The following is an 18,815-nucleotide window of genomic DNA, read 5'->3' as shown; positions in this document are numbered from 1 at the left end:
GTGGATCTCGGCACCCTTCTCACGACGCAAGTGCTGGGTGTGGCGGTGGTGTTTGCCCGCATCGGCGGGCTGATCATGTACATGCCGGCGCTTGGCGAAAGCTTCATTCCGGTGCGCCATCGGCTGGCGATGGCGGTCCTGTTCTCGCTCGCGCTCTACCCGGTTTTGCCGGTCGGGCCGCAATCGCTCGAGGCGCCAGGGCGGTTGATTGCGGTGCTGGCGATCGAGCTGACGCTGGGCCTCTGGATCGGCATGACCGCCCGTATCCTCTTGGGCGCGCTGCAATTTGCGGGCTATCAGATCGGGATGATCGCCGGTCTGTCCAATGCCTTTTCGCCGGACATGGGCTCGTTCCAAGGCTCTACCCTGATCTCAACCGGGCTGATGCTGGGCGGCGTTGCGGTGATCTTTGCCACCGATCTGCACCACCTTATCGTCAGCGCGATGGTGCTGAGTTATGAGGTCTTTCCCCCCGGCGCCATCATGGCCGGTGATCTGGCGCAACAGATCGTGCGCGCGGTCAGCCAGAGCTTTTACCTCGGGCTGTCGATTGCCGCGCCGTTCTTTATCATGGGCGTGCTGTTCAACCTCGGCATGGGGCTGGCGGCGCGGATGATGCCGACGCTGCCGGTGTTCTTCGTCGCCGCGCCGCTGTTGATCGTCGCCGGGCTTTTGATGCTTGGCGTCGCCGCGCCGATGATGCTGCACGAGTTTGCCGTCCGGTTTGGCGACTGGCTCGGCCTGTTGGTGTTCTGAGCGATGGCCGAGGAAGACCAGAGCAACAAGACCGAGGAGCCGACAGAGCGCAAGCTGCGAAAGGCGCGCGACAAGGGCGATGTTGCCTCCTCGCGCGAGGGCAGCACGCTGATGGCGATGCTCTCGCTGTTTGTCATCACGGTGTTTGTGCTGCCTGCCACGGCGGGACCGCTTTCGGGGCTGTTGCGCGATGTGTTTGAAACCGCCGGGCAAATCGGCGTCGGCACCGATATTGCCGGGCTGCGTGATCTCGGCGGCGTCACCCGTGGGCTGATCCGGGGCGTGGCTTTGCTATTGGCACCGCTGGTGTTGTTGATGGTGCTGGGTGCCTTGGCGGGCGCAGCGCTTCAGGGCGAGGTGGTGGTGGCCGCCGAGCGCCTGCGACCGAAATGGTCCAAAATTTCGCCGGTTGCGGGGCTGAAACGGTTGATCTCGGCGGCGTCGCTGGTGGAGTTTGCCAAGAGCGTGGCCAAGGTGCTTTTGGTCGGCTCCATTGCCGGCTACGTGACCTATCGCGCCGTCACGCAGGTCTGGCGCGGCCCCGGCATGCTGCCCGAAGCCTTGGCCGAATTTGCCCGCGCGGCGGCGGCCCAGATGCTGCTCTATACGCTGGTGCTGGTGGCGGTGATCGCCGTCGCCGACATCCTGTGGAAACGCTTTGACCACCGGCGCAAACAACGGATGTCGCTGAAAGAAGTGCGCGACGAGCACAAGGACACCGAAGGCGATCCGCTTATTCGCGCCAAACGCATGGGTCTGCGCCGCGAACGCGCGCGCCAACGGCTGGCCTCGGCGGTGCCGCGCGCCACGGTGATCCTGACCAACCCGACGCATTATGCGGTGGCGTTGAAGTACGAAACCGGGGCCGATGTTGCACCGGTGTGCGTCGCCAAGGGCACCGATCTGATCGCCGCGCGCATCCGCGAATTGGCCGCGGACTCCGACATCCCGGTGGTGGAAAACCGCCCCCTCGCCCGCGCGCTGCACGACGTCGCCGTGATCGACCGCGAAATTCCGGTGGAACATTGGGAAGCTGTCGCCGCGATCATCGGCTATGTGATGGAGCTGAAAAAGGACAGCCGCCGCGCCCCGCCCGAAGGCTCGCGTTTGCGGCTGCCGGATTGATCCGGGCGCGTTACCCGAACCGCGCCAACGTCACGCCACTGTCGTGCAACGCCCGCCGCACCTCTGCCGCGATCCGCACCGCCGTCGGCGTATCGCCATGCAGGCAGATCGTGTCGATCTCGGTCGGAATGCGCTTGCCGCTTTCGGTGATAATCGCCCCTTCGCGCACCATCTCGGCCATGCGTTTCCCGGCCAACTCAGGGTCATGGATCACCGCGCCGGGCAGGCTTCGATCCACCAGCGTCGCGTCGTCATTATAGGCCCGGTCCGCGAAAATTTCGCAGGCAATCGGACAGCCAAGCCCCCGCGCCGCGCGCTCTTGCGCCGTGCCCGCCAGCACCATGACGATAAGGTCCGGCGCCACCGAAAGCGCCGCCTCGTAACAGGCCCGCGCCATGCCTTCATCCTCTGCTGCCATGTTGGCCATCGCCCCGTGCAGCTTCAGATGCCGCACTGCACCGCCTGCCGCCTTTGCCATTGCCAAGGCCGCACCCACTTGATATCGCACCACATTCTGCAACGACGTCTGCGGCATTTGCATTCTCTGGCGGCCAAAGCCGTGCAGGTCGGGAAAGCCGGGATGCGCGCCGATGCCCACGTCCTTTGCCACCGCCGCCGCCATCGTCGCGGCCATCACATCCCAGTCGCCAGCGTGAAAGCCGCAGGCGACATTGGCCGAGGTCACGATGTCCAAAAGCGCGGCATCGTCGCCCATTTTCCAGGCCCCAAAACTCTCGCCCATATCGGCGTTCAAATCGACAGATCGTGGCATGGTCTCTCCTTAGGCTTCGTCTTCAGTGCCAGCGATAGCGCCGCTGATCAACTGATAGGACAACAAATCGGTGATGCGGTGCGGATCGCGCACCAAGGGGCACAAGCCACGCCCCAGCGCGCCGCGCATCTTAAGATCAGCGCGCTCCAAATCCACCGCCTCGGGCAGATCGACAAAGCGAAACCGCAGCTCCGCCCCCGCCGGCGCCTGCGCCACACGCGGCAAATCACAGGGCAGAACCGTGCCGATCCGGGGATAGCCGCCGGTGGTCTGGCTCTCCGCCATCAGCACAAACGGCGTGCCGTCGCCAGTGATCTGGATGTCGCCGGGCACGATCACCTCGGACAGCACATTGCGCCCGCCCTCCACGTTTAGACCGCCGCCCTCAGGCACAAGCTTCACCCCCATCCGATTGGCCCGCGCATCGCGGCGAAAGGCGATCTGTTCCAGCCGCGCCAGCTCGGAGACGGCAAACAGATGGGTTTGAAAGCTGGCGACGATGCGAATTGGGCCGCCGCTAAATCGATCCTCCGGCGTCAGGAAAAACCCCGTTTCCGTTCCGCTGTCGGTGCCAATCTCAAGACGCGCGCCACCCGCCAGCAGCCCGCCGACACCTGCCGAAAGATGCGCTGATTGCGCCCCAAGTTTGGCCGGCGTGGCAAAGCCGCCACCCACATGCAGATAGCCGTAACAGCCGCGCGTGACCGGCCCAATGGTCAGCCGCGCGCCCGCCGGCATCAGATACGAGGCGTTCCACGACAGCGCCGTTCCGTCGAGATCGGCCCTCATCGGCGCCCCAGTCAGGGCGATGCGCGTGTCGTCACCCACCTCAAATTCGCCGCCCATCCCGGCCATTTCCAAAGCCGTTCCAACAGGTTGTTGCAACAGCGCCGCCCCTTCGGCCAGCGCCAAACGGTCCGCCGCCCCGCCGCGCGACAGCCCGACATCAAGATAGCCGCTGCGGCCCAAATCCTGCAGCGTCAGCCCCGGCCCGGCACGATGGATCATCAACGCTCTCATTGCAGGGCCTCGCTGTTGGCCCCGCCACGCGGATCGGCGCGCATCGCCTCGAGTGCCTCAGCATCGGTCGGCACAAACTGCACCTCGTCGCCGGGACGCAGCAGAAAAGGCTCCTCTGCCTCGGGCTGAAACAGCCGGATCGCGGTCTGGCCGACATGCTGCCAACCCGTTGGCGTGGTGACAGAAAACAGCACCAACTGCCGGATCGCCACCACCAGCGCGCCCACCGGCACCCGCTCGGTTAACTGGCTCTGGCGCGGAATATCCCAAGCCTCGGGCAACTCGCCGAGATAGGGCTGACCGGGGGCAAAACCGATGGTCTGCACCCGCACCCGCGCCTGTGACAGCGACGTAATCGCCTCGGCCTCCGTCATCCCCGCCGCCTCGGCCGCCTGTGCCAATTGCGGCGCGAGATCGGTGCCAAACACCGTGGGAATGCGCCAAAACCGCCGCCCCACAGGCAGATCAGCAGCGTACCAATCGCGACTGTGCAGCAGAGTTTCCAGCCGCGCCTTGGCCGTTTCATGATCAAGATACAGCGGATCAAACCGCACGAAAGCCGACACCAAAGACGACGACGTTTCCTCGATCCCGTCCCACCCCGCCGCATTCACCTCTTCGCGAAAGGCAAGCGCTGCGCGATTGGCAGGTTCGCTTAACCCATTGGCAAAGCTCACCAACATGCCGTTGAAACCGGCGGGGCGGACCACGGGAAAGGGTGGGGTCTGGGGTTTGGTCGCGCGCACATCTGCTCCGTCAAATGGGGTCGAAATCGGGAACCGGTAGGATGCGCTTTACAGGCGAAATGGCAAGACCGTAAACCACCAACGCGCCGGCACGTTTGGCCGAAAAGGCCCCCTCGACCATGCAGAGCGCACAATCGAAGGGGCCCGAAATTTAGACCGCGCCGGTGTATTCGCCGCGCGCCGGGTAGTCTTTCTCAATCGCGAAATCGACCGCCTTGACCAGTTCCGCAAAGTGCGGCCGCACAAACGGCATGGTCTGGGTCGAGCCGTAATACAGCGTCTGCTCCGGCGTCACCAGAAACAGGCCGGGCTCGGAAAACAGCGCCGGTTCTTCGATGCCGATCGAGGTTTTGCCGCGCGACGTCGAGATATACAGCCCCCATTCGCGGGCCTTCTCAAGCGAGAGATCGTAACCAAACCGCAGCGTGTCGGCGCCGATCTTGGTCGCCATCTCGCGGGTGCGCTCTTGGCCATCCGAGCTCACCGCGATGGTGTTGACGCCGCGCTCGGCAAAATCCGCGACACGCTTTTGCAACTCGCCAAGGTAGTTGGCGCAGATCGGGCAATGCAGGCCGCGATAAAAGCAAATCACTGTGCCGCGTTCGGACACTTCGGAGGACAGGTCAAAATCGCCGTGGTCGAGGGTGGGCAGGGCAAGATCGGGGGTCTTTTTGCGGGGGATCAGCATGAATTCTCTCTTGTTGGATTGCGTTAGACTGGTGTATTTCAGATGCTACTGTCACAAGACTCCCAGAAACCTGACCGGAAATCCGAAATGTCGCGTCCCGACCGGCTCACCACCCTGATCTCGCGCTTTACGCTACAGGTGCATCCCGCGCCGTTGAACGAGGCGACTTTGGTGGTGACATCCGCCGCCGACGGCACCCCGGCACAGGCGATTTTCCGGCCCCGCAGCACTGGATTTGACCTCGCCCCCGACAGCGTTTTGGTGGCCGCGGCCGTCGATTGGGGTGGCATATCCAACCCGCTGGTCTTGGCCTTGCCGCCGGAAATCGAGGTCGACATGACCCGCGACGCCGAAACCATGGCGCTGGCGCAGCTGATGAAATCCGAGATCGACGCCCAACGCTGCGGCGCCGCGTCGGTGGTCAATCGCTTGGGCGAGGTGCTGGTGGTCCGCATCCTGCGCGGCCAGATCGAGGCCGGATCGACCCGCCCCGGCGTGCTTGCCGGCCTGTCCGAACCGCGCCTGAGCCGGGCCATCGTGGCGATTCATGATCGCCCCGGACGCGACTGGCGCAACGAAGATCTGGCCGAAATCGCCGGTCTGTCGCGCAGCCGCTTTGCCGAGATGTTCCTGAGCGCCGTTGGCGAACCGCCCGCCGCCTATCTGCGCCGCTGGCGGCTCACCCTCGCCCGACAAGACGTGGAAAAAGGCCACCGCGTCGATGCGATTGCCCGGCGCTATGGCTATGGCTCGCCCGAGGGTTTTACCCGCGCCTTTCGCAAGCAATTCGGCGAACGGCCCATCGCGCTGCGGCCCAAACCCGCCGCCTGATCACCTATCAGAAAACCCGATAGTAAACATCAGAAAGTTTCAGTTTTTCCGCTGGCTCCGCTGCGCCACACTGCAAGGCGAAGCCAAGGAGATGTCTGATGAAACTGTCGTTCTTTACGATGCCGATCCACCCGCTGGGCAAACCCTATGCCAAGAGTCTGGCCGAAGACCGCGAGGCGTTTATCCTTGCCGACAAGCTCGGATATGCCGAGGCTTATTGCGGCGAACACACCACCGATCAGGCCGAGATCATCACCTCTTGCGTCGCCTTTCTGGCCAGTCTTGCTTATGAAACCAAGACCATACGCCTTGGCACCGGCACCGTGAACATGCCCAATTCGCACCCCGCCCGCATCGCGGCAGAGGTTGCGATGCTCGACCATATGCTCGAAGGGCGGCTCAATTTCGGCATCTCTCCCGGCGGTCTGATGTCGGATGCGGAATGCTTTGGCTCGCTCGACAAAGACCGCAATGCGATGTTCCTTGAGAGCATCAATATGGTGCTCGACATCTGGAAAGGTCAGGCGCCGTATAACCTCAAAGGCGAGTTCTGGGAGGTGTCGACCGAACGCACAATGATGCGCGATATCGGCCAGGGCGACATCATGAAACCCTATCAGGACCCGCACCCCCCCATCGTTGGCACCGCCGTTGCGCCGTTTTCCAAGGGCGTGAGCGCGATGGCCGAACGTGGCTGGCAGCCGATTTCCGGCAACTTCCTTTTGCCGAAATGGGCGGCGACCCATTGGCCGAAATACGTCGAGGGCTGCCAGAAGGCCGGCATCACCCCCGACTATGCCGATTGGCGCGTGGCCAAGAATATCTGCGTCGCCGACGACATGGAAACCGCCCGCGCTTATGCCCGCGATCCCGGCTCGCCCTATGTGCTGTATTATTCGCAATTGCTCACCAAAATGCGCAAAGGCAAGCGGCTGAACCTGTTCAAAGAGGATCAGAACATGCCCGATGACGAGGTCACGCTCGACTATGTGCTCGACCGTCTGGTGATTCACGGCGACCCGAGTTCGGTGGCCGATCAGATCCTTGAGATGCGCGAAACCACCGGCCCGTTCAAGCATCTGGTCTATGCCGGTCACGATTGGACCGACTATGACCTTGGCCGTAAGGGTATGATTTTGATGGCGGAAAAGGTCATGCCGATCCTGACCGAAGCCACCAAGGCGGAACCCACCGCCACCGCTGCGGCCGCCTAAGCTGCACAGACCGGGCGCGGCGCTCCCCGCCCGCCCGACCCCCAAGGGAGACCCGACATGACCCAATTGATGACCAAACCACAGCCCGAGACCGACGCTGCGATTGATCCCAAAGCCTTTCGCCGCGCGCTTGGTAACTTTGCCACCGGGGTCACGATCATCACTGCCCGCGCCCCCGATGGCACCCATGTCGGCGTCACCGCCTCGAGCTTTAATTCGCTGTCGATGGACCCGCCGTTGATCTTGTGGAGCGCGATGAAAACCGCGCGCAGCTGTGCCGCGTTTGAAAACGCCAGCCACTTTGCAGTGAACATTCTCGCGGCGGATCAGATGGAGATGTCGAACCATTTTGCCCGCCAACAGGACGACAAATTCGCCGGTATCGACTATGAGGAAGGCATCGGCGGCGCGCCGATCTTTCCGGGATGCGCCGGGCGGTTTCAATGTGAAACCTATGCCAAGCTCGACGGCGGCGATCACTGGATTTTCGTTGGCCGCGTTGTGGCGTTTGACGATTTCGGCCATGCGCCGCTGTGCTTTCATCAGGGGTCTTATGCGATGGTGTTCAACCACCCGCAGACCTTCCCCAAATCCGCCAAGAGCGCGCCCGACGATGGCCGCAACCGTATGGAAAACCACGCCTTCTTTCTGATGCTGCGGGCCGTGCGGGCCTATCAGGCGCGCTATCAGCCCAAGCTTGAAACGCTGGGTCTTAGCGTGATCGAGGCCCGCATTCTCTTGGTTCTCAAAGACCTCTCACCGATGATCCCCGAAGAGCTGGTCACGCATCTGCATGCCCCGATCACCGAGGCGCGCGCCGCGCTTGCCAACCTCTCGGACCGCGATTTGGTGGTGGCCGACGGCAAAGCCTATGCCCTGACCGACGCAGGCCAAACCAAGGCCGATCACTGCTGGTATGTCGCCGACACCCACGCCGAAGAGACATTTGAGGGCTTCTCGGATGCAGAGGTCGACACCTTCAACAAGGTCCTGAAAACGCTTATCGCGCAATAGATTTCCGGCTCCTCAAACGGGCCCTCCGCCCGCTCCCCACCGGAAAATCACCCGGCCCACGCATGTCGCGGGCCGGGTTGATACGTTTTGAATTAGGCCACATCGGGCCGTTCCAGACCCCGCAGCGCCTGGTCAACCACCTGCACACGCTCGGCATTGTCGCGCGCCAAAGTGCCGTCGGAATGCCAAAGCGAATTTTCGAACCCGACCCGCGCCTTGCCGCCCAGTTCGGCTGCCCGCACAAGGCTCGCGGTTTCCTCGGGGCCAAAGGCGCAGGCCATCCAGTCGAACGCCCGCCCGCTGTCGGCCAGCGGGGCCAGATAGTCCTCAAGCGGCACGCTGTCCTGGGCACCATTGGCGTAACTTCCCTGCACAAACAACAGCATCTGCGGCACCTCGGGGATCAGCCCGCTGTCCCAAGCGCTGACAAACGCCTGCACCTCATGCGGCGAATACAGGATGTGTTGTACGCCCACACCGCTCTCCGCCGCCCAGCGATAAAAGTCGCGCGCGACCGGCCAATCATCCGGCGAACGCACCATTTCGCGAAGCCCGATCGAGATATGCGCCGGTCGCAGCGCGCGCACCATCTCGCGCTGTTCCTCGGCCTCGTAGGCCCCTGCCGCTTCGGACGTCACCTGAAGATACATCCCCGGCACCGCCTCCTCCAATGCGGCCAACAGCGCGCGATAACGCCCAGCGTCAAGCAAATGCCGCCCCGCCGCATCGCGGATATGCAGGTGGATGCCATCGGCGCCCGCCTGCTGGCAGGCGCGCGCAGTGGCAATCATTTCGGCGTCGGTGATTGGCAGTTCCGGGTGATCGGCCTTGCCGCGCCGCGCGCCATTGGGGGCCACCATAAGGCGCGGCAACGGGGTGCCACGAGGGGGGGAAGCGGTCATCGGTCTCTCCTGAAATTGTCTCTGGGCGGAAAATACCGGAGGCCGGGCCTTCACATCCAAAGATAAGATCGGATATGTCCTAGAAGAAAATCGGATAGCCACATGAAGCTGCAACAGTTGCGATATTTCGCGGCGGTCTATGAACAGGGATCGTTTTCGGCGGCGGCGGACAAGGTCAACGCCACCCAATCCGGCCTGTCGATGCACGTCAGCCAGATCGAAAAACGCTATGACGTGACGCTGTTTACGCGCTCTTCCTCAGGTGTCACCCCGACCGAAGCAGGCCGCGCGTTTTACCTTGAGGCGGTCAAGGTGCTTGCCGCCGCGACCCATGCCGAGGACCGGTTGCAAACCCTGTCCAAGGCCGTTGTCGGGCACATCCATGTCGGCCTGATGCCCACTTTCACCCGCTCGGTGCTGACCTCGGTTTTGTTGCGCATGGTGACGGAATACCCCGAAATCCGCCTGTCGATTTCCGAGGCGTATTCTGGCGCTTTGGCGCAGGAAGTCGCCGAAGGGCGGCTTGATTTCGCAGCGGTGCCCGCCTCATTCGAGCTGAACGAAGCACTGGTGGCCAAAACGATGGGCGAGGACCGGGAATGTCTGGTGTCCGCGCGGGGCCGTGAGTATCCGGTGCAAAAGGACGGCGTGAAACTCAGCCGCCTGCCGCCGCTCAAGCTGGTGATGCCCGGCTTTAGCAACGCGCGCCGCCACCGGATCGAGACCTATCTATCGGTCAACAATATCGAAATCACAGACCGGCTTGAGCTTGATACCATGCATGGCACGCTGGATCTTGTGGCCAATTCCGATTGGGTTTCGGTGCTGCCCGGCATCCTCTGCCTGCCCGATCTGGATGGCAAACGCCGCAAGGTGGTGCCGATTGCCGATCCGCCGTTAACCGTGACCTATATGATGATCCGCACCCGCAAACGCCCGCTTAGCGCGGCGGCGCAGGCCTTTGCCAACATCCTGCAAGAAGAGCTGAACTCTGCATTGGAAATACCGCCCGTCAGCGTCGGCTAACGGGCGGCACAGGTCATCGTGAGTGGTGGTCGTTACATAAAGGTGTTGGGCATCCAGGTGGCCAACTCGGGCCAGACCAGCACCATCACCGCGACGATCAGGATCAAGATCCAGAACGGGATCGCGCCGCGAAAGATGTCGCCCAGTTTCACATCCGGGTCGGGCACCGCCGCCTTGACGGTAAAGACCAGAATGCCGAACGGTGGCGTCAACAGCCCGGCCTCGATCACCAGAATGCCAAAGATCGCAAAGGCCAGCGGATCAACCCCCAGCGTGGTGGCAACCGGCGCGAAGATCGGCACCGTCAGCAGAATGATCGAGGTCGAGTCGATGAACATGCCGAGCAGGATCCAGACGGTAAAGATGATCCCGAGCACAATCGCCGGCTCTTCGCTGACCGAGAACAACAGGTCTGTGATCACCTGCGTCGCCCCGCCCATCGCAAGGAACCGCGAATACATCGACGCGGCGATCAGCAGGATCATGATCGGCGCAGTCGTCCGCCCGGCGCTATAGATCGCCTCGAGCACGTCTTGCCGCTTCATCCCCTTGGCCAGCCCAAGCAGGAACGCCCCCATCGTGCCAAAGCCAGCGGCCTCGGTCGGGGTCAGAAACCCGCCCCAGATGCCGCCAATAACAACCCCGATCAGCCCAAGGATCGCCAGCCCGCCCATCATCTGACGGCGCAGCGCCTCGGGGTCTTCGTCCGCAGGCGAGGTCGCAGGCATCATCGGCGCACAGCCCGGATTGCGGATCGCATAGACCACGCAATAGCCGCAGAACCCGACCGCAAGGATCAGCCCCGGCAGCAGCCCGGCAATGAACAGCGCGCCGATGGATTGCTCGGTCAACACCGCCCAGACGATCATCAGGATCGACGGCGGGATCAGCATCCCCAAACAGGCACTGCCCGCCACGGTGCCAAGCGAAAACTGCTTGGAATAGCCGAGCTTGACCATCTCAGGGTATGCAATCCGCGAAAAGGTGGCCGCTGCGGCAATCGACACGCCGGTGATCGCGGCAAAGATCGCATTGCCCGCCACCGTCGCCACACCCAAACACCCCGGCAACCGCCGAAACGCCCGGTTGCACAGTGCATACAGATCATTGGCCGAGCCGGATCGGCTGACGAAATCGCCCATCAGAACGAACAGCGGAATGATGATGAACACGTCCTTGCGCAGCGCCTCATAGGCGGTGGTGCTCAGGATCGACAACCCGATGTCGAAGCTGCCCATCATCCAGTACACGCCGACAAAACTGACGGTGCCAAGTGCGACGGCCAGATGCACGCCCATAAAGATGAACAGCATCAGCAGGCCAAGAATGCCAAAGATTGTAATGGTCATGTCAGGTCCGCTCCGGTCTGGGGTTTCACGGGGGCAAAGACCGCGTCATTGCCGTTGCCTGTGCCGCGCAACTCTTCGATCAGCACCGAGATATAGGCGATGGCCGCAAAGCCGCAGGTGCCCACCAACAGGAACCGCACCGGCCAGGTGTAAATCCGCATCGCGCCCTCCCCCTCATATTCGCCCAAACGCACGGCGGTCAGTGCCGACGGGATCGAGGCATAGGCAATCGCGGCAAACAGCCCCGCGCCCAACAGCCAGGCAAACACCCGCAGCGCCTGCGCCCAGCCGGGGCTGAGGTTGTCTAACAACAGCGTCGTGCGCAGCATCGAACCGGAATACACCGCCAGCGGCAGTTGCAGGAAGGTCACCGCAATCACCGAGTTTTGCAGGATTTCCTTGGTGCCCGCGATGGGATGCAGGAACACGGTACGCCCCACCACATCCGCGATGATCAGCAAGGCAAGCAAGAACACCCACCCCGCCGACAACACATGTGCCCATCGGGCAATTGTCTGTTGAAGTTTCATCGTGCCTCCCAGTCCTGATGGTTTGGCCCAAACTAGGCGGGGTGCGACATTTGCACAAGATTTTTATTTATCGACTGATAATTTAATGTATGACTGGAGACACCGCCGCGAATCTGTCGAGCGCGCGAATGGGGCGTGACCCGGCCGCGAAATCACGGCAAAGTCTTTTACCGGGAGGAAACCACCTTGAAATCACTATCCAAACCACTCACCTACGCCGCCACCGCCGCACTTGGCCTCGCGCTTGTTGCATCCACCGCACAGGCGGACCGCTTTACATTCCGCATCGGGTCAGGCCACCCCAAAGGCCCGGCGCCCTATGTCACCACCATGTCGGATTTCTTTGTCACCGAAGTGAAACGCCGCGCCGCCGAGGAAACCGACCACAAGGTCAACTTCATCGAATCATACGGCGGCGGCATCGCCGGTGTCTCTGAAACGCTCGAAGCGGTCCAGAACGGGTTGCTCGATTTCGGCGGCTACTGCGTCTGCTTTGAACCGTCCAACCTCTACCTGCACAACTTCCCGTATTTCGAGCCCTTCGGCCCACAGGCCTCCTCGGATGCCATCACCGCCGTGCGCGTGGTCTATGACAAAAATCCCTGGCTCTCCGAAGTCTTTGAAACCGAGTTCAAACAGCAATTGCTCGGCCTTGGTGCCTGGGACAATTACCACCTCGGCACCAAGGAAGAGTGGACATCGGTTGCCGACCTCAAAGGCATCAAGATCGGCGGCGCCGGTCCCAACCTGCCTTGGCTGGAATACGCCGGCGCGGTGCCGGTGCAATCAACCCTCCCCGAGGGCTATATGTCGCTGAAAACCGGCGTCTATGACGGCTGGCTGATGACGCCCGCCGGCTACAACGGCTTCAAGTACTACGAACCGGCCCCGTATTATACGCTGATCGGGTTTGGCGCGATGCCGGTGGTTGTGATGACCGTCAATCAGGCCAAAATGGCCAGCCTGCCCGAGGATCTGCGCACCATCATCACCGAGGTCGGCATGGAATGGGAACAGCGCAACGGCGAAGCGATGGACAACAGCCAGGCTGCCGGGCTTGCGGCACTGCGCGACAATGGCGCGGTGATTGCCGAACTGCCCGACTCTGTTCGCGCCGAATGGGCGCAAAGCCTCGCGGATTTCCCGCGCAAAAGCGCCAAGGATGCCGATGGGCGCGGCATGCCCGGAACCAAGGTCATGCAGGACTTTATCGACGCGTCCAAGGCCGCGGGCCACGTCTGGCCGGTGGAATACGACCTGAACTGAAACGCGGGGCGGCACCTATCAACTTTTCTGATAGATGCCGCCCGCATATATAATTTCAACTGTAGGCCCTCTTGCCCGTAGCCTCTAAGGGCAGGAGGTGCCACCCGCCTCCGCCTTGTGGAGGAGGCCGCCATGAAACTCGGATATCTTTACATCCCGCCCGTCCGAACCGACTGGTCGCAGGCCCGAATGCAGGCCCACACCAAGACGGCCACGCATGCGGAAAACCGCGCCGCCCTTGCCCGCGCCCTTGGATTTTCCGAATTCTACGCCGCCGCGCCAGAGCTGGCCGAAACCGCCCAGCCCAGCAGCGCGGTAGGCATCCAGACGGGGCCCCAGACTGGCCCCACTTCCGGTCTCGAACACCAGCCCCTCCTTCGCATTCTCCCCGATCTTTCGGTGCAGACCCTGCCGCAGCTTATCGCGGTGGATGGCGTCGCCCGCCCCCACAGCGCCCACGCGCCCGGGCCGCTGGCCGCCCCGGTAGAGAGCGTCAGCGACGTGCAGGCGCAATCGTTTCGGGGCCGCGCACCGCTGTCGGTCAGCTGGCTTGATACCGACACCCTCGCCCGCCACTGGGCCGCGCATGTCACCGGCTGCACCCACGCCGCCCGCTGTGCCCGCCGTCAGGATTGGCGCGTCGCCCGCACCGTGATCGTCAACGAGGATGCCGCCCGCGCCGAAGCCGCCGCCAAAGACGCCAACAGCCCCTGCCGCGCCTATTATCGCAAATCCCTCGCGCCCGGTGCCGATGACGCCGCGATTGATGCCCGCATCGACGCCTGCGTGCTCTACGGCACCGCCGCCAAAGTCATGGCGCAACTGGCCGAATTGGCCGAGGCCTCCGCCACCTTTGGCACCCTCACCTTTGTCGATCACGCTTGGCCCGACGCCGCGATGGCCTGCCGCTCGATGACCCTGTTCGCAGGCGCCGTCCTGCACACCCAACACGCTCCCTCACACCGCAAAACCAGAAAGCTTGAACACGCATGACCCAGCTTCATTCCACCATTTCCGGCCCCGAAAACGCCCCGGCCCTGCTCTTGCTCAACAGCCTTGGCGCGACAAGCGCGATGTGGGACGCGCAACTGCCGCTGCTGGAAACCTGCTACCGGGTCATTCGCTGCGACACCCGCGGCCACGGCCAAAGCCCAACGCCGCCGTCGCCCTACAGCTTTGACGACATCGTCGGTGACGCCCTCGCCGTGCTCGACAGCCACGGCATCGAAAAAGCCACCGTCATGGGCCTGTCGCTTGGCGGCATGACGGCGCTGGGCCTGGGCCTCGCCGCGCCGGATCGGGTCGAGCGCGTGGTCTGCTGCGCCGGTCGCGCCGATGCCCCCGCGCCGTTTGTGCAAAGCTGGCATGACCGGCTCGCCAAGATGGACGACGGCGGCATCGAAGCGGTGTGGAACGGCACCGTCGGCTTCTGGCTCTCCGAAGACACCCGCCGCGATCATCCCGAACGTGAAACCGCCCTGCGCGAGGGCTTCCTGCAAACCACAAAAGAGGGCTATCGCGGCTGCGCCCACGCGTTGATGGGCCTCGATTACCTGCGCCACTTGGGCGAGATGACAGTGCCGGTGCTGTTTGTCGCCGGGGCCGATGACGGCGGCGCCACCCCCGACACCATGCGCGCGATGGCCGAGGCCACGCCGGGCTCAGACTTCGCCGTGGTGCCCGGCGCCAAACACGTTGGCAATGTCGACCGCCCCGACGATTTCGCCGTGGCGATCTTGGATTTCCTCGACCTCGTGGCCGATCAAGGCTCGGTTGGCCGCAAGCTGGCATAAGAGGTCATAACAGTGCTGCGATACGCCTCCCTCTGCCCAAGCCGGTCGTAATATTCGGCCAGCGCGGGCAGATCGGGGCGGTCGAATTCCATCGTGTAATAGCGATACAGCGCCGCCCCCACCGGAATATCCCCCATCGACAACCTGTCGCCAGCCACAAACGCCTGATCCGACAACCGCGCGTTCAAATACGCGAAATGCTCGGACAATTGCGCAATCGCATGGTCGCGCTTGGCCGGGTCACGGTCCGCCAATGGCAGGCGCACAAGCTCATAGAACAGCGCGATAAAATGCGGATACGGGTTGTTCTGAAACCACTCCATCCACATATCCGCCCGCCCCATCGCCACCGGGTCCGCCCCGGCCAAGGCACCGCCGCCATAGGCTTGCGCCAGATAGCGCACCACCGCGTTGGATTCGAACAGCACCAGATCGCCGTCTTGCAACGTCGGCACCTTGCGCGTCGGGTTCATCGCCAGATACTCTGGCGTATCCGTGCCGCCAAAGGCCCCGCCCGCATCAAGCCGCTCATACCTCAGGTCCAGCTCCTCGAGCGCCCAAAGCACCTTTTGCACGTTCACCGATGTTTTCCGTCCCCAAAGGCGCATAACGAAACTCTCCTGACTGTTTTCTTATTTATCATACGATAAATCGCTGGACTGCAAGTGCAGAATGCTTTCTGTTGGGAGCCAAGGACATGTGTAACCGGCGGAGCAAAGGTGGCCACACACAAGCAAACCCATCCATCCGACCCCCCCGCGCCCACTCGGCGGCGGATGTCTCCGGATGCCCGCAAGGACGAGATTGTCTCGGCCGCGGTCGAGCTGTTTGCCGAAAGCGGGTTCGATGGCAGCACGCGTGATGTGGCGCGCGGGGCGGGCATCACCCAGCCGCTGCTCTATCGCTACTTTCCCAACAAAGAGAGCCTGATCGAAGCGGTCTATGCCCACGTGTTCCTCGAAAGCTGGGATCCGGCCTGGGATGACATCCTGCAAGACCGCAGCCAGTCGGTCCGCGACCGGTTCGGGCGGTTCTATGGTGCCTATACCGAGGCGATTTTCGAACCGGTGTGGATGCGGCTTTGGCACTTTGCCTCGCTGCGCGATGCGCAGGTGTATGAATGGTACAAAGACGTGGTGCAGGAGCAGATCCTCAAGCCGCTGGTGCGCGAACGCCGGATCGAGCTGGGCCGCAACGAGGCGTTTCACGTCACCCCCGCCGAGCTGGACGCGCCGTGGCTTTTGCACGGCGGGCTGCTGAATTACGGATTGCGCCAGCAGGTGAATGGCGCGGAAAACGACGGCGCCAATGACGCCGCCCGCGCCACCGTCATTGGCCAAGCGCTCGACATGTATATGCTACTGACCGAGGCCGCGACGTGACCGAGCGACCGCCGATCACCCGATACTAATGCCCCCCGTGGCGCCTGAATTCACCCTGTCCTCCTGACCCAACCAAAAGGACCTCCGATGATCGATCTGTATTCCTGGACCACGCCCAACGGTCGCAAGGTCTCTATCCTGCTCGAAGAACTTGGCGTGCCCTACACCGTCAAATCCATCGACATCACCAAGGACGAACAATTCGCCCCCGATTTCCTCGAGATCGCCCCCAACAACCGCATCCCCGCGATTGTCGATCACGACACCGGTCTGCGGCTGATGGAAAGCGGGGCGATCCTGCTGTACCTTGCGCAGAAATATGACCGGTTTCAGGTCAAGGGCGAGGACTATTGGCACATGGTCGAATGGGTGATGTGGCAGATGGGCGGCTTTGGCCCGATGCTCGGTCAGGCGCACCATTTCCTTAAATACAACCCCGGCAAATCGCCCTATTCCGAGGAGCGTTTCCACAAAGAGGCGCTGCGGCTGTACAAGGTGCTGAACACCCGGCTCGAAGGGCGCGACTATGTCGTTGGCACCGGCAAGGGCGAATATACCGTGGCCGATATGGCGATGTGGCCTTGGGCGTCACGGCACGATTTCCATCAGGTTGATCTCGCCGATTTCCCCAACGTGCGCGCCTGGTATCAGCGGATCAAAGAACGCCCCGCCGTCCAGCGCGGCTATCATGTGCCCAAGTTCGTACAGGACATTCCCGAAGGCTAACCCCCCTGCCCCACGCTACGCCCCGGCATCCTTGCCGGGGTCTGCCGGGGGCGCAGCGGGCGCGCTCGCAGGCGCGGCGGCAGGTTGCACAGCCGCCGTCGCCACCGGCGCGACGGCCACAGGGGTAACTGGCACAGTGGCAACCGCCACAGGCGCGGCAGGCAAAGCAGCCCCGGCCTTTTCCAGCTCCGAATGCCGCTGCGGATTGCGCACCCGCGGCGCGTTGACGGTGGGCTGCATGCCCTGCGCGCGATTGCCCATCGACGACCCCAAAGACGTCAGCGCTTTCACAAACGGGTGCAGCCCGTTGGCGCCGCCCGCAATCACCCCCGCCGTCAAAGCCACATCGGAAAACCGGAACAGATACCAGGCGCGTGTCGACACACAGTCGCTCGACGTCGCCGCCCCAGCCGCCCCGGTGCACACCTTCACCGACACCAAGGTATCGAGAATAAGCACCCCCGACGCCGCAACAATCACCCCCAACACAACGGCCAGCCGCGCCGCCTGTGGCCGCACGCTCGCCGGTTCGACCAAGACGCCGCTGCTCGGGTCAAACAACGCATCGCCGTTTTGCCCGCTGGCATTCAGGATCACCTCGACCGCGCGTTCGACCAAAAGCGCCATCGCCGCCACCCCGGTCAGCGCCGCCCAAAAGGCATCCGGCAACCCGCCGTCGCTCTCGGTTTTGAAGGTCACGGCACTGCTTTCGACGCCCACGGCATAGATCAACGCCGCTATCCCAAGCGCGACGCCAAGCGCATAGAGGTAAACCGGAATCGGTGTCTTTACACCCTCGCTGCTGTCCGCCATCGTCCAAACCTCCTGTGCAAATGCCTATGTCAGTCCGATGTGCCCCGCGCGCTGGAATCGATACGGCAATCCGTATCTTTGTACTCAACCAAAAGCAGATCGAAGATGAAAATCTCTGCGTCTACCTCATTTAACATAAATTGCCGCCATTCCGCTATGGTTGTGGGCAGCCCGGCTTTTCCCGTCTCAAGCTCCACCACCGCTTGCCGCACCTTCGACAGCCGAAAACGCAATGCGCCCTCGTCCACCGCGCCATTGATCAACAGCGCCATCGCATCGCTCAACGCCTGCGCCAGCGCCTGCCGCCGCCGCGCATAAATGGTGCCGGGGCCTGATACCAATGGGTAAATCGCCGCCCAACGTCCGGGCACAAACACCACTGCGGCCTCCTGCTGCTCGGTCACATCGTCGGCGAGAATAATCTGGATTCCAAACGGCTCCGCGCCGGTGGTCAGCGCCACGGCCCGTGCCGCGCCAATCAGATGCGGCGCGCGCATATCATCGGCAAGCGCGTGAAGCACCGCGCCACTGGCCAGCACCGCATCAACCGCAAGCTGTTGCACCATGGCACCCGACGCGTCGATCGCCCGGCACAGCTTGGTCCAGGCCTTGACGCGCGGGCTGGCATGATCGCCAAGCGCCGCCCGGATCTTTTGCGCCTGAAGCTCAATGCTGTCATCCGCCGCCTGCGCCAGCGCCGCATAGCGCGCGCGCGCGGCCTTGCGCGCCAATGTCAGATCGGCGCAGCCCGCCACCGAATAAGGCACCGGCTGGCCATGCAATATGGTAACGGTCATGGCTGCACTGTCCCGGCACGGGCGGCACAGATCGGGCGATACGGGCCAAACCGCGCAGAGGAGAC

General features: G+C 63.0%; 21 protein-coding genes. 11 read left to right on the top strand and 10 right to left on the bottom strand.

Annotation, left to right across the window (positions count from 1 at the left end; genetic code table 11):
• A complete protein-coding gene (locus ACW9UO_RS18810; RefSeq protein ID WP_457088903.1) occupies positions 1-756 on the top strand; it encodes a flagellar biosynthetic protein FliR in 756 nt (251 codons plus the stop codon).
• Between the two features lie 3 nt (positions 757-759).
• Entirely contained in the window at positions 760-1,881 is a 1,122-nt protein-coding gene (locus ACW9UO_RS18805) for an EscU/YscU/HrcU family type III secretion system export apparatus switch protein (RefSeq protein ID WP_457088902.1), read from the top strand.
• Positions 1,882-1,891: 10 nt separating this feature from the next.
• Here ACW9UO_RS18805 and ACW9UO_RS18800 read toward each other — a convergent pair whose 3' ends face one another.
• From ACW9UO_RS18800 to ACW9UO_RS18785, 4 genes are all read right to left on the bottom strand, one after another.
• Positions 1,892-2,653 carry a LamB/YcsF family protein gene (locus ACW9UO_RS18800; RefSeq protein WP_457088901.1) on the bottom strand — a complete coding sequence of 254 codons (762 nt, stop codon included), beginning with the start codon at positions 2,651-2,653 and terminating at the stop codon, positions 1,892-1,894.
• A gap of 9 nt (positions 2,654-2,662) precedes the next feature.
• The gene (locus ACW9UO_RS18795) at positions 2,663-3,661 is read right to left on the bottom strand and encodes a 5-oxoprolinase subunit C family protein (protein WP_457088900.1); all 999 of its coding nucleotides are present in this window, start codon (positions 3,659-3,661) and stop codon (positions 2,663-2,665) included.
• Positions 3,662-3,669: 8 nt separating this feature from the next.
• Positions 3,670-4,356 carry a 5-oxoprolinase subunit B family protein gene (locus ACW9UO_RS18790; RefSeq protein WP_457089017.1) on the bottom strand — a complete coding sequence of 229 codons (687 nt, stop codon included), beginning with the start codon at positions 4,354-4,356 and terminating at the stop codon, positions 3,670-3,672.
• Positions 4,357-4,570: 214 nt separating this feature from the next.
• Complete coding sequence (locus ACW9UO_RS18785) at positions 4,571-5,107, bottom strand: peroxiredoxin-like family protein (protein ID WP_457088899.1); 537 nt, start codon at positions 5,105-5,107, stop codon at positions 4,571-4,573.
• 87 nt (positions 5,108-5,194) lie between these two features.
• On the opposite strand from ACW9UO_RS18785, the gene ACW9UO_RS18780 reads away from it, so the two are divergent.
• The 3 genes from ACW9UO_RS18780 (at position 5,195) to ACW9UO_RS18770 (ending at position 8,166) form a co-directional block, all read left to right on the top strand.
• Positions 5,195-5,938, top strand: a complete 744-nt coding sequence (locus ACW9UO_RS18780; RefSeq protein WP_457088898.1) for an AraC family transcriptional regulator — start codon at positions 5,195-5,197, stop codon at positions 5,936-5,938.
• Positions 5,939-6,036: 98 nt separating this feature from the next.
• Positions 6,037-7,152 (top strand): LLM class flavin-dependent oxidoreductase, encoded by a 1,116-nt coding sequence (locus ACW9UO_RS18775; RefSeq protein WP_457088897.1) that lies wholly within the window; start codon positions 6,037-6,039, stop codon positions 7,150-7,152.
• A 57-nt stretch (positions 7,153-7,209) separates the two neighbouring features.
• A complete protein-coding gene (locus tag ACW9UO_RS18770; protein ID WP_457088896.1) occupies positions 7,210-8,166 on the top strand; it encodes a p-hydroxyphenylacetate 3-hydroxylase reductase component in 957 nt (318 codons plus the stop codon).
• A 92-nt stretch (positions 8,167-8,258) separates the two neighbouring features.
• On the opposite strand, the gene ACW9UO_RS18765 is transcribed toward ACW9UO_RS18770, so the two are convergent.
• Positions 8,259-9,068 (bottom strand): beta-keto acid cleavage family enzyme, encoded by an 810-nt coding sequence (locus ACW9UO_RS18765; RefSeq protein ID WP_457088895.1) that lies wholly within the window; start codon positions 9,066-9,068, stop codon positions 8,259-8,261.
• Positions 9,069-9,170: 102 nt separating this feature from the next.
• Here ACW9UO_RS18765 and ACW9UO_RS18760 point away from each other — a divergent pair, with 102 nt between their 5' ends.
• On the top strand, positions 9,171-10,094 hold the full coding sequence (locus ACW9UO_RS18760; protein ID WP_457088894.1) for a LysR family transcriptional regulator: 924 nt from the start codon (positions 9,171-9,173) through the stop codon (positions 10,092-10,094).
• A 32-nt stretch (positions 10,095-10,126) separates the two neighbouring features.
• On the opposite strand, the gene ACW9UO_RS18755 is transcribed toward ACW9UO_RS18760, so the two are convergent.
• On the bottom strand, positions 10,127-11,443 hold the full coding sequence (locus ACW9UO_RS18755) for a TRAP transporter large permease (protein ID WP_457089015.1): 1,317 nt from the start codon (positions 11,441-11,443) through the stop codon (positions 10,127-10,129).
• Positions 11,440-11,919, bottom strand: a complete 480-nt coding sequence (locus ACW9UO_RS18750) for a TRAP transporter small permease (protein WP_457089014.1) — start codon at positions 11,917-11,919, stop codon at positions 11,440-11,442. Before ACW9UO_RS18750 ends, ACW9UO_RS18755 begins: the two co-directional genes overlap by 4 nt.
• Positions 11,920-12,159: 240 nt before the next feature.
• On the opposite strand from ACW9UO_RS18750, the gene ACW9UO_RS18745 reads away from it, so the two are divergent.
• The 3 genes from ACW9UO_RS18745 (at position 12,160) to ACW9UO_RS18735 (ending at position 15,032) form a co-directional block, all read left to right on the top strand.
• Complete coding sequence (locus tag ACW9UO_RS18745; RefSeq protein WP_457089013.1) at positions 12,160-13,239, top strand: C4-dicarboxylate TRAP transporter substrate-binding protein; 1,080 nt, start codon at positions 12,160-12,162, stop codon at positions 13,237-13,239.
• Positions 13,240-13,371: 132 nt separating this feature from the next.
• Positions 13,372-14,232: a hypothetical protein gene (locus ACW9UO_RS18740; protein WP_457089012.1), complete on the top strand. Its 861-nt coding sequence runs from the start codon at positions 13,372-13,374 to the stop codon at positions 14,230-14,232.
• A complete protein-coding gene (locus ACW9UO_RS18735) occupies positions 14,229-15,032 on the top strand; it encodes an alpha/beta fold hydrolase (protein WP_457089011.1) in 804 nt (267 codons plus the stop codon). The genes ACW9UO_RS18740 and ACW9UO_RS18735 overlap by 4 nt, the downstream gene beginning before the upstream one ends.
• Here ACW9UO_RS18735 and ACW9UO_RS18730 read toward each other — a convergent pair.
• Positions 15,002-15,640 carry a glutathione S-transferase family protein gene (locus tag ACW9UO_RS18730; protein ID WP_457089010.1) on the bottom strand — a complete coding sequence of 213 codons (639 nt, stop codon included), beginning with the start codon at positions 15,638-15,640 and terminating at the stop codon, positions 15,002-15,004. The two genes, ACW9UO_RS18735 and ACW9UO_RS18730, sit on opposite strands and share 31 nt — an antisense overlap.
• Before the next feature lie 168 nt (positions 15,641-15,808).
• Between ACW9UO_RS18730 and ACW9UO_RS18725 the strand changes: the two genes are divergently transcribed.
• Positions 15,809-16,414: a TetR/AcrR family transcriptional regulator gene (locus tag ACW9UO_RS18725; protein WP_457089009.1), complete on the top strand. Its 606-nt coding sequence runs from the start codon at positions 15,809-15,811 to the stop codon at positions 16,412-16,414.
• Between the two features lie 87 nt (positions 16,415-16,501).
• On the top strand, positions 16,502-17,140 hold the full coding sequence (locus tag ACW9UO_RS18720) for a glutathione S-transferase family protein (RefSeq protein WP_457089008.1): 639 nt from the start codon (positions 16,502-16,504) through the stop codon (positions 17,138-17,140).
• A 15-nt stretch (positions 17,141-17,155) separates the two neighbouring features.
• Here the strand turns inward: ACW9UO_RS18720 and ACW9UO_RS18715 are convergent, their stop codons facing one another.
• Complete coding sequence (locus ACW9UO_RS18715; protein ID WP_457089007.1) at positions 17,156-17,953, bottom strand: hypothetical protein; 798 nt, start codon at positions 17,951-17,953, stop codon at positions 17,156-17,158.
• Positions 17,954-17,982: 29 nt separating this feature from the next.
• Positions 17,983-18,750: a hypothetical protein gene (locus ACW9UO_RS18710; RefSeq protein ID WP_457089006.1), complete on the bottom strand. Its 768-nt coding sequence runs from the start codon at positions 18,748-18,750 to the stop codon at positions 17,983-17,985.
• Positions 18,751-18,815 lie beyond the last annotated feature (65 nt).

The organism is Marinovum sedimenti (assembly GCF_054052205.1).
This window is presented reverse-complemented; position numbering and strand designations above follow the sequence as displayed.

What these genes read in the sequence shown, in the direction of transcription:
- ACW9UO_RS18770 (WP_457088896.1), top strand. Translation starts at nt 7,210, where the DNA reads ATGACCCAATTGATGACCAAACCACAGCCCGAGACCGACGCTGCGATT.
- ACW9UO_RS18780 (WP_457088898.1), top strand. Translation starts at nt 5,195, where the DNA reads ATGTCGCGTCCCGACCGGCTCACCACCCTGATCTCGCGCTTTACGCTA.
- ACW9UO_RS18765 (WP_457088895.1), bottom strand. Translation starts at nt 9,068, where the DNA reads ATGACCGCTTCCCCCCCTCGTGGCACCCCGTTGCCGCGCCTTATGGTG.
- ACW9UO_RS18710 (WP_457089006.1), bottom strand. Translation starts at nt 18,750, where the DNA reads ATGACCGTTACCATATTGCATGGCCAGCCGGTGCCTTATTCGGTGGCG.
- ACW9UO_RS18715 (WP_457089007.1), bottom strand. Translation starts at nt 17,953, where the DNA reads ATGGCGGACAGCAGCGAGGGTGTAAAGACACCGATTCCGGTTTACCTC.
- ACW9UO_RS18790 (WP_457089017.1), bottom strand. Translation starts at nt 4,356, where the DNA reads ATGTTGGTGAGCTTTGCCAATGGGTTAAGCGAACCTGCCAATCGCGCA.
- ACW9UO_RS18730 (WP_457089010.1), bottom strand. Translation starts at nt 15,640, where the DNA reads ATGCGCCTTTGGGGACGGAAAACATCGGTGAACGTGCAAAAGGTGCTT.
- ACW9UO_RS18760 (WP_457088894.1), top strand. Translation starts at nt 9,171, where the DNA reads ATGAAGCTGCAACAGTTGCGATATTTCGCGGCGGTCTATGAACAGGGA.
- ACW9UO_RS18795 (WP_457088900.1), bottom strand. Translation starts at nt 3,661, where the DNA reads ATGATCCATCGTGCCGGGCCGGGGCTGACGCTGCAGGATTTGGGCCGC.
- ACW9UO_RS18775 (WP_457088897.1), top strand. Translation starts at nt 6,037, where the DNA reads ATGAAACTGTCGTTCTTTACGATGCCGATCCACCCGCTGGGCAAACCC.
- ACW9UO_RS18785 (WP_457088899.1), bottom strand. Translation starts at nt 5,107, where the DNA reads ATGCTGATCCCCCGCAAAAAGACCCCCGATCTTGCCCTGCCCACCCTC.
- ACW9UO_RS18755 (WP_457089015.1), bottom strand. Translation starts at nt 11,443, where the DNA reads ATGACCATTACAATCTTTGGCATTCTTGGCCTGCTGATGCTGTTCATC.
- ACW9UO_RS18800 (WP_457088901.1), bottom strand. Translation starts at nt 2,653, where the DNA reads ATGCCACGATCTGTCGATTTGAACGCCGATATGGGCGAGAGTTTTGGG.
- ACW9UO_RS18805 (WP_457088902.1), top strand. Translation starts at nt 760, where the DNA reads ATGGCCGAGGAAGACCAGAGCAACAAGACCGAGGAGCCGACAGAGCGC.
- ACW9UO_RS18740 (WP_457089012.1), top strand. Translation starts at nt 13,372, where the DNA reads ATGAAACTCGGATATCTTTACATCCCGCCCGTCCGAACCGACTGGTCG.
- ACW9UO_RS18735 (WP_457089011.1), top strand. Translation starts at nt 14,229, where the DNA reads ATGACCCAGCTTCATTCCACCATTTCCGGCCCCGAAAACGCCCCGGCC.
- ACW9UO_RS18725 (WP_457089009.1), top strand. Translation starts at nt 15,809, where the DNA reads ATGTCTCCGGATGCCCGCAAGGACGAGATTGTCTCGGCCGCGGTCGAG.
- ACW9UO_RS18720 (WP_457089008.1), top strand. Translation starts at nt 16,502, where the DNA reads ATGATCGATCTGTATTCCTGGACCACGCCCAACGGTCGCAAGGTCTCT.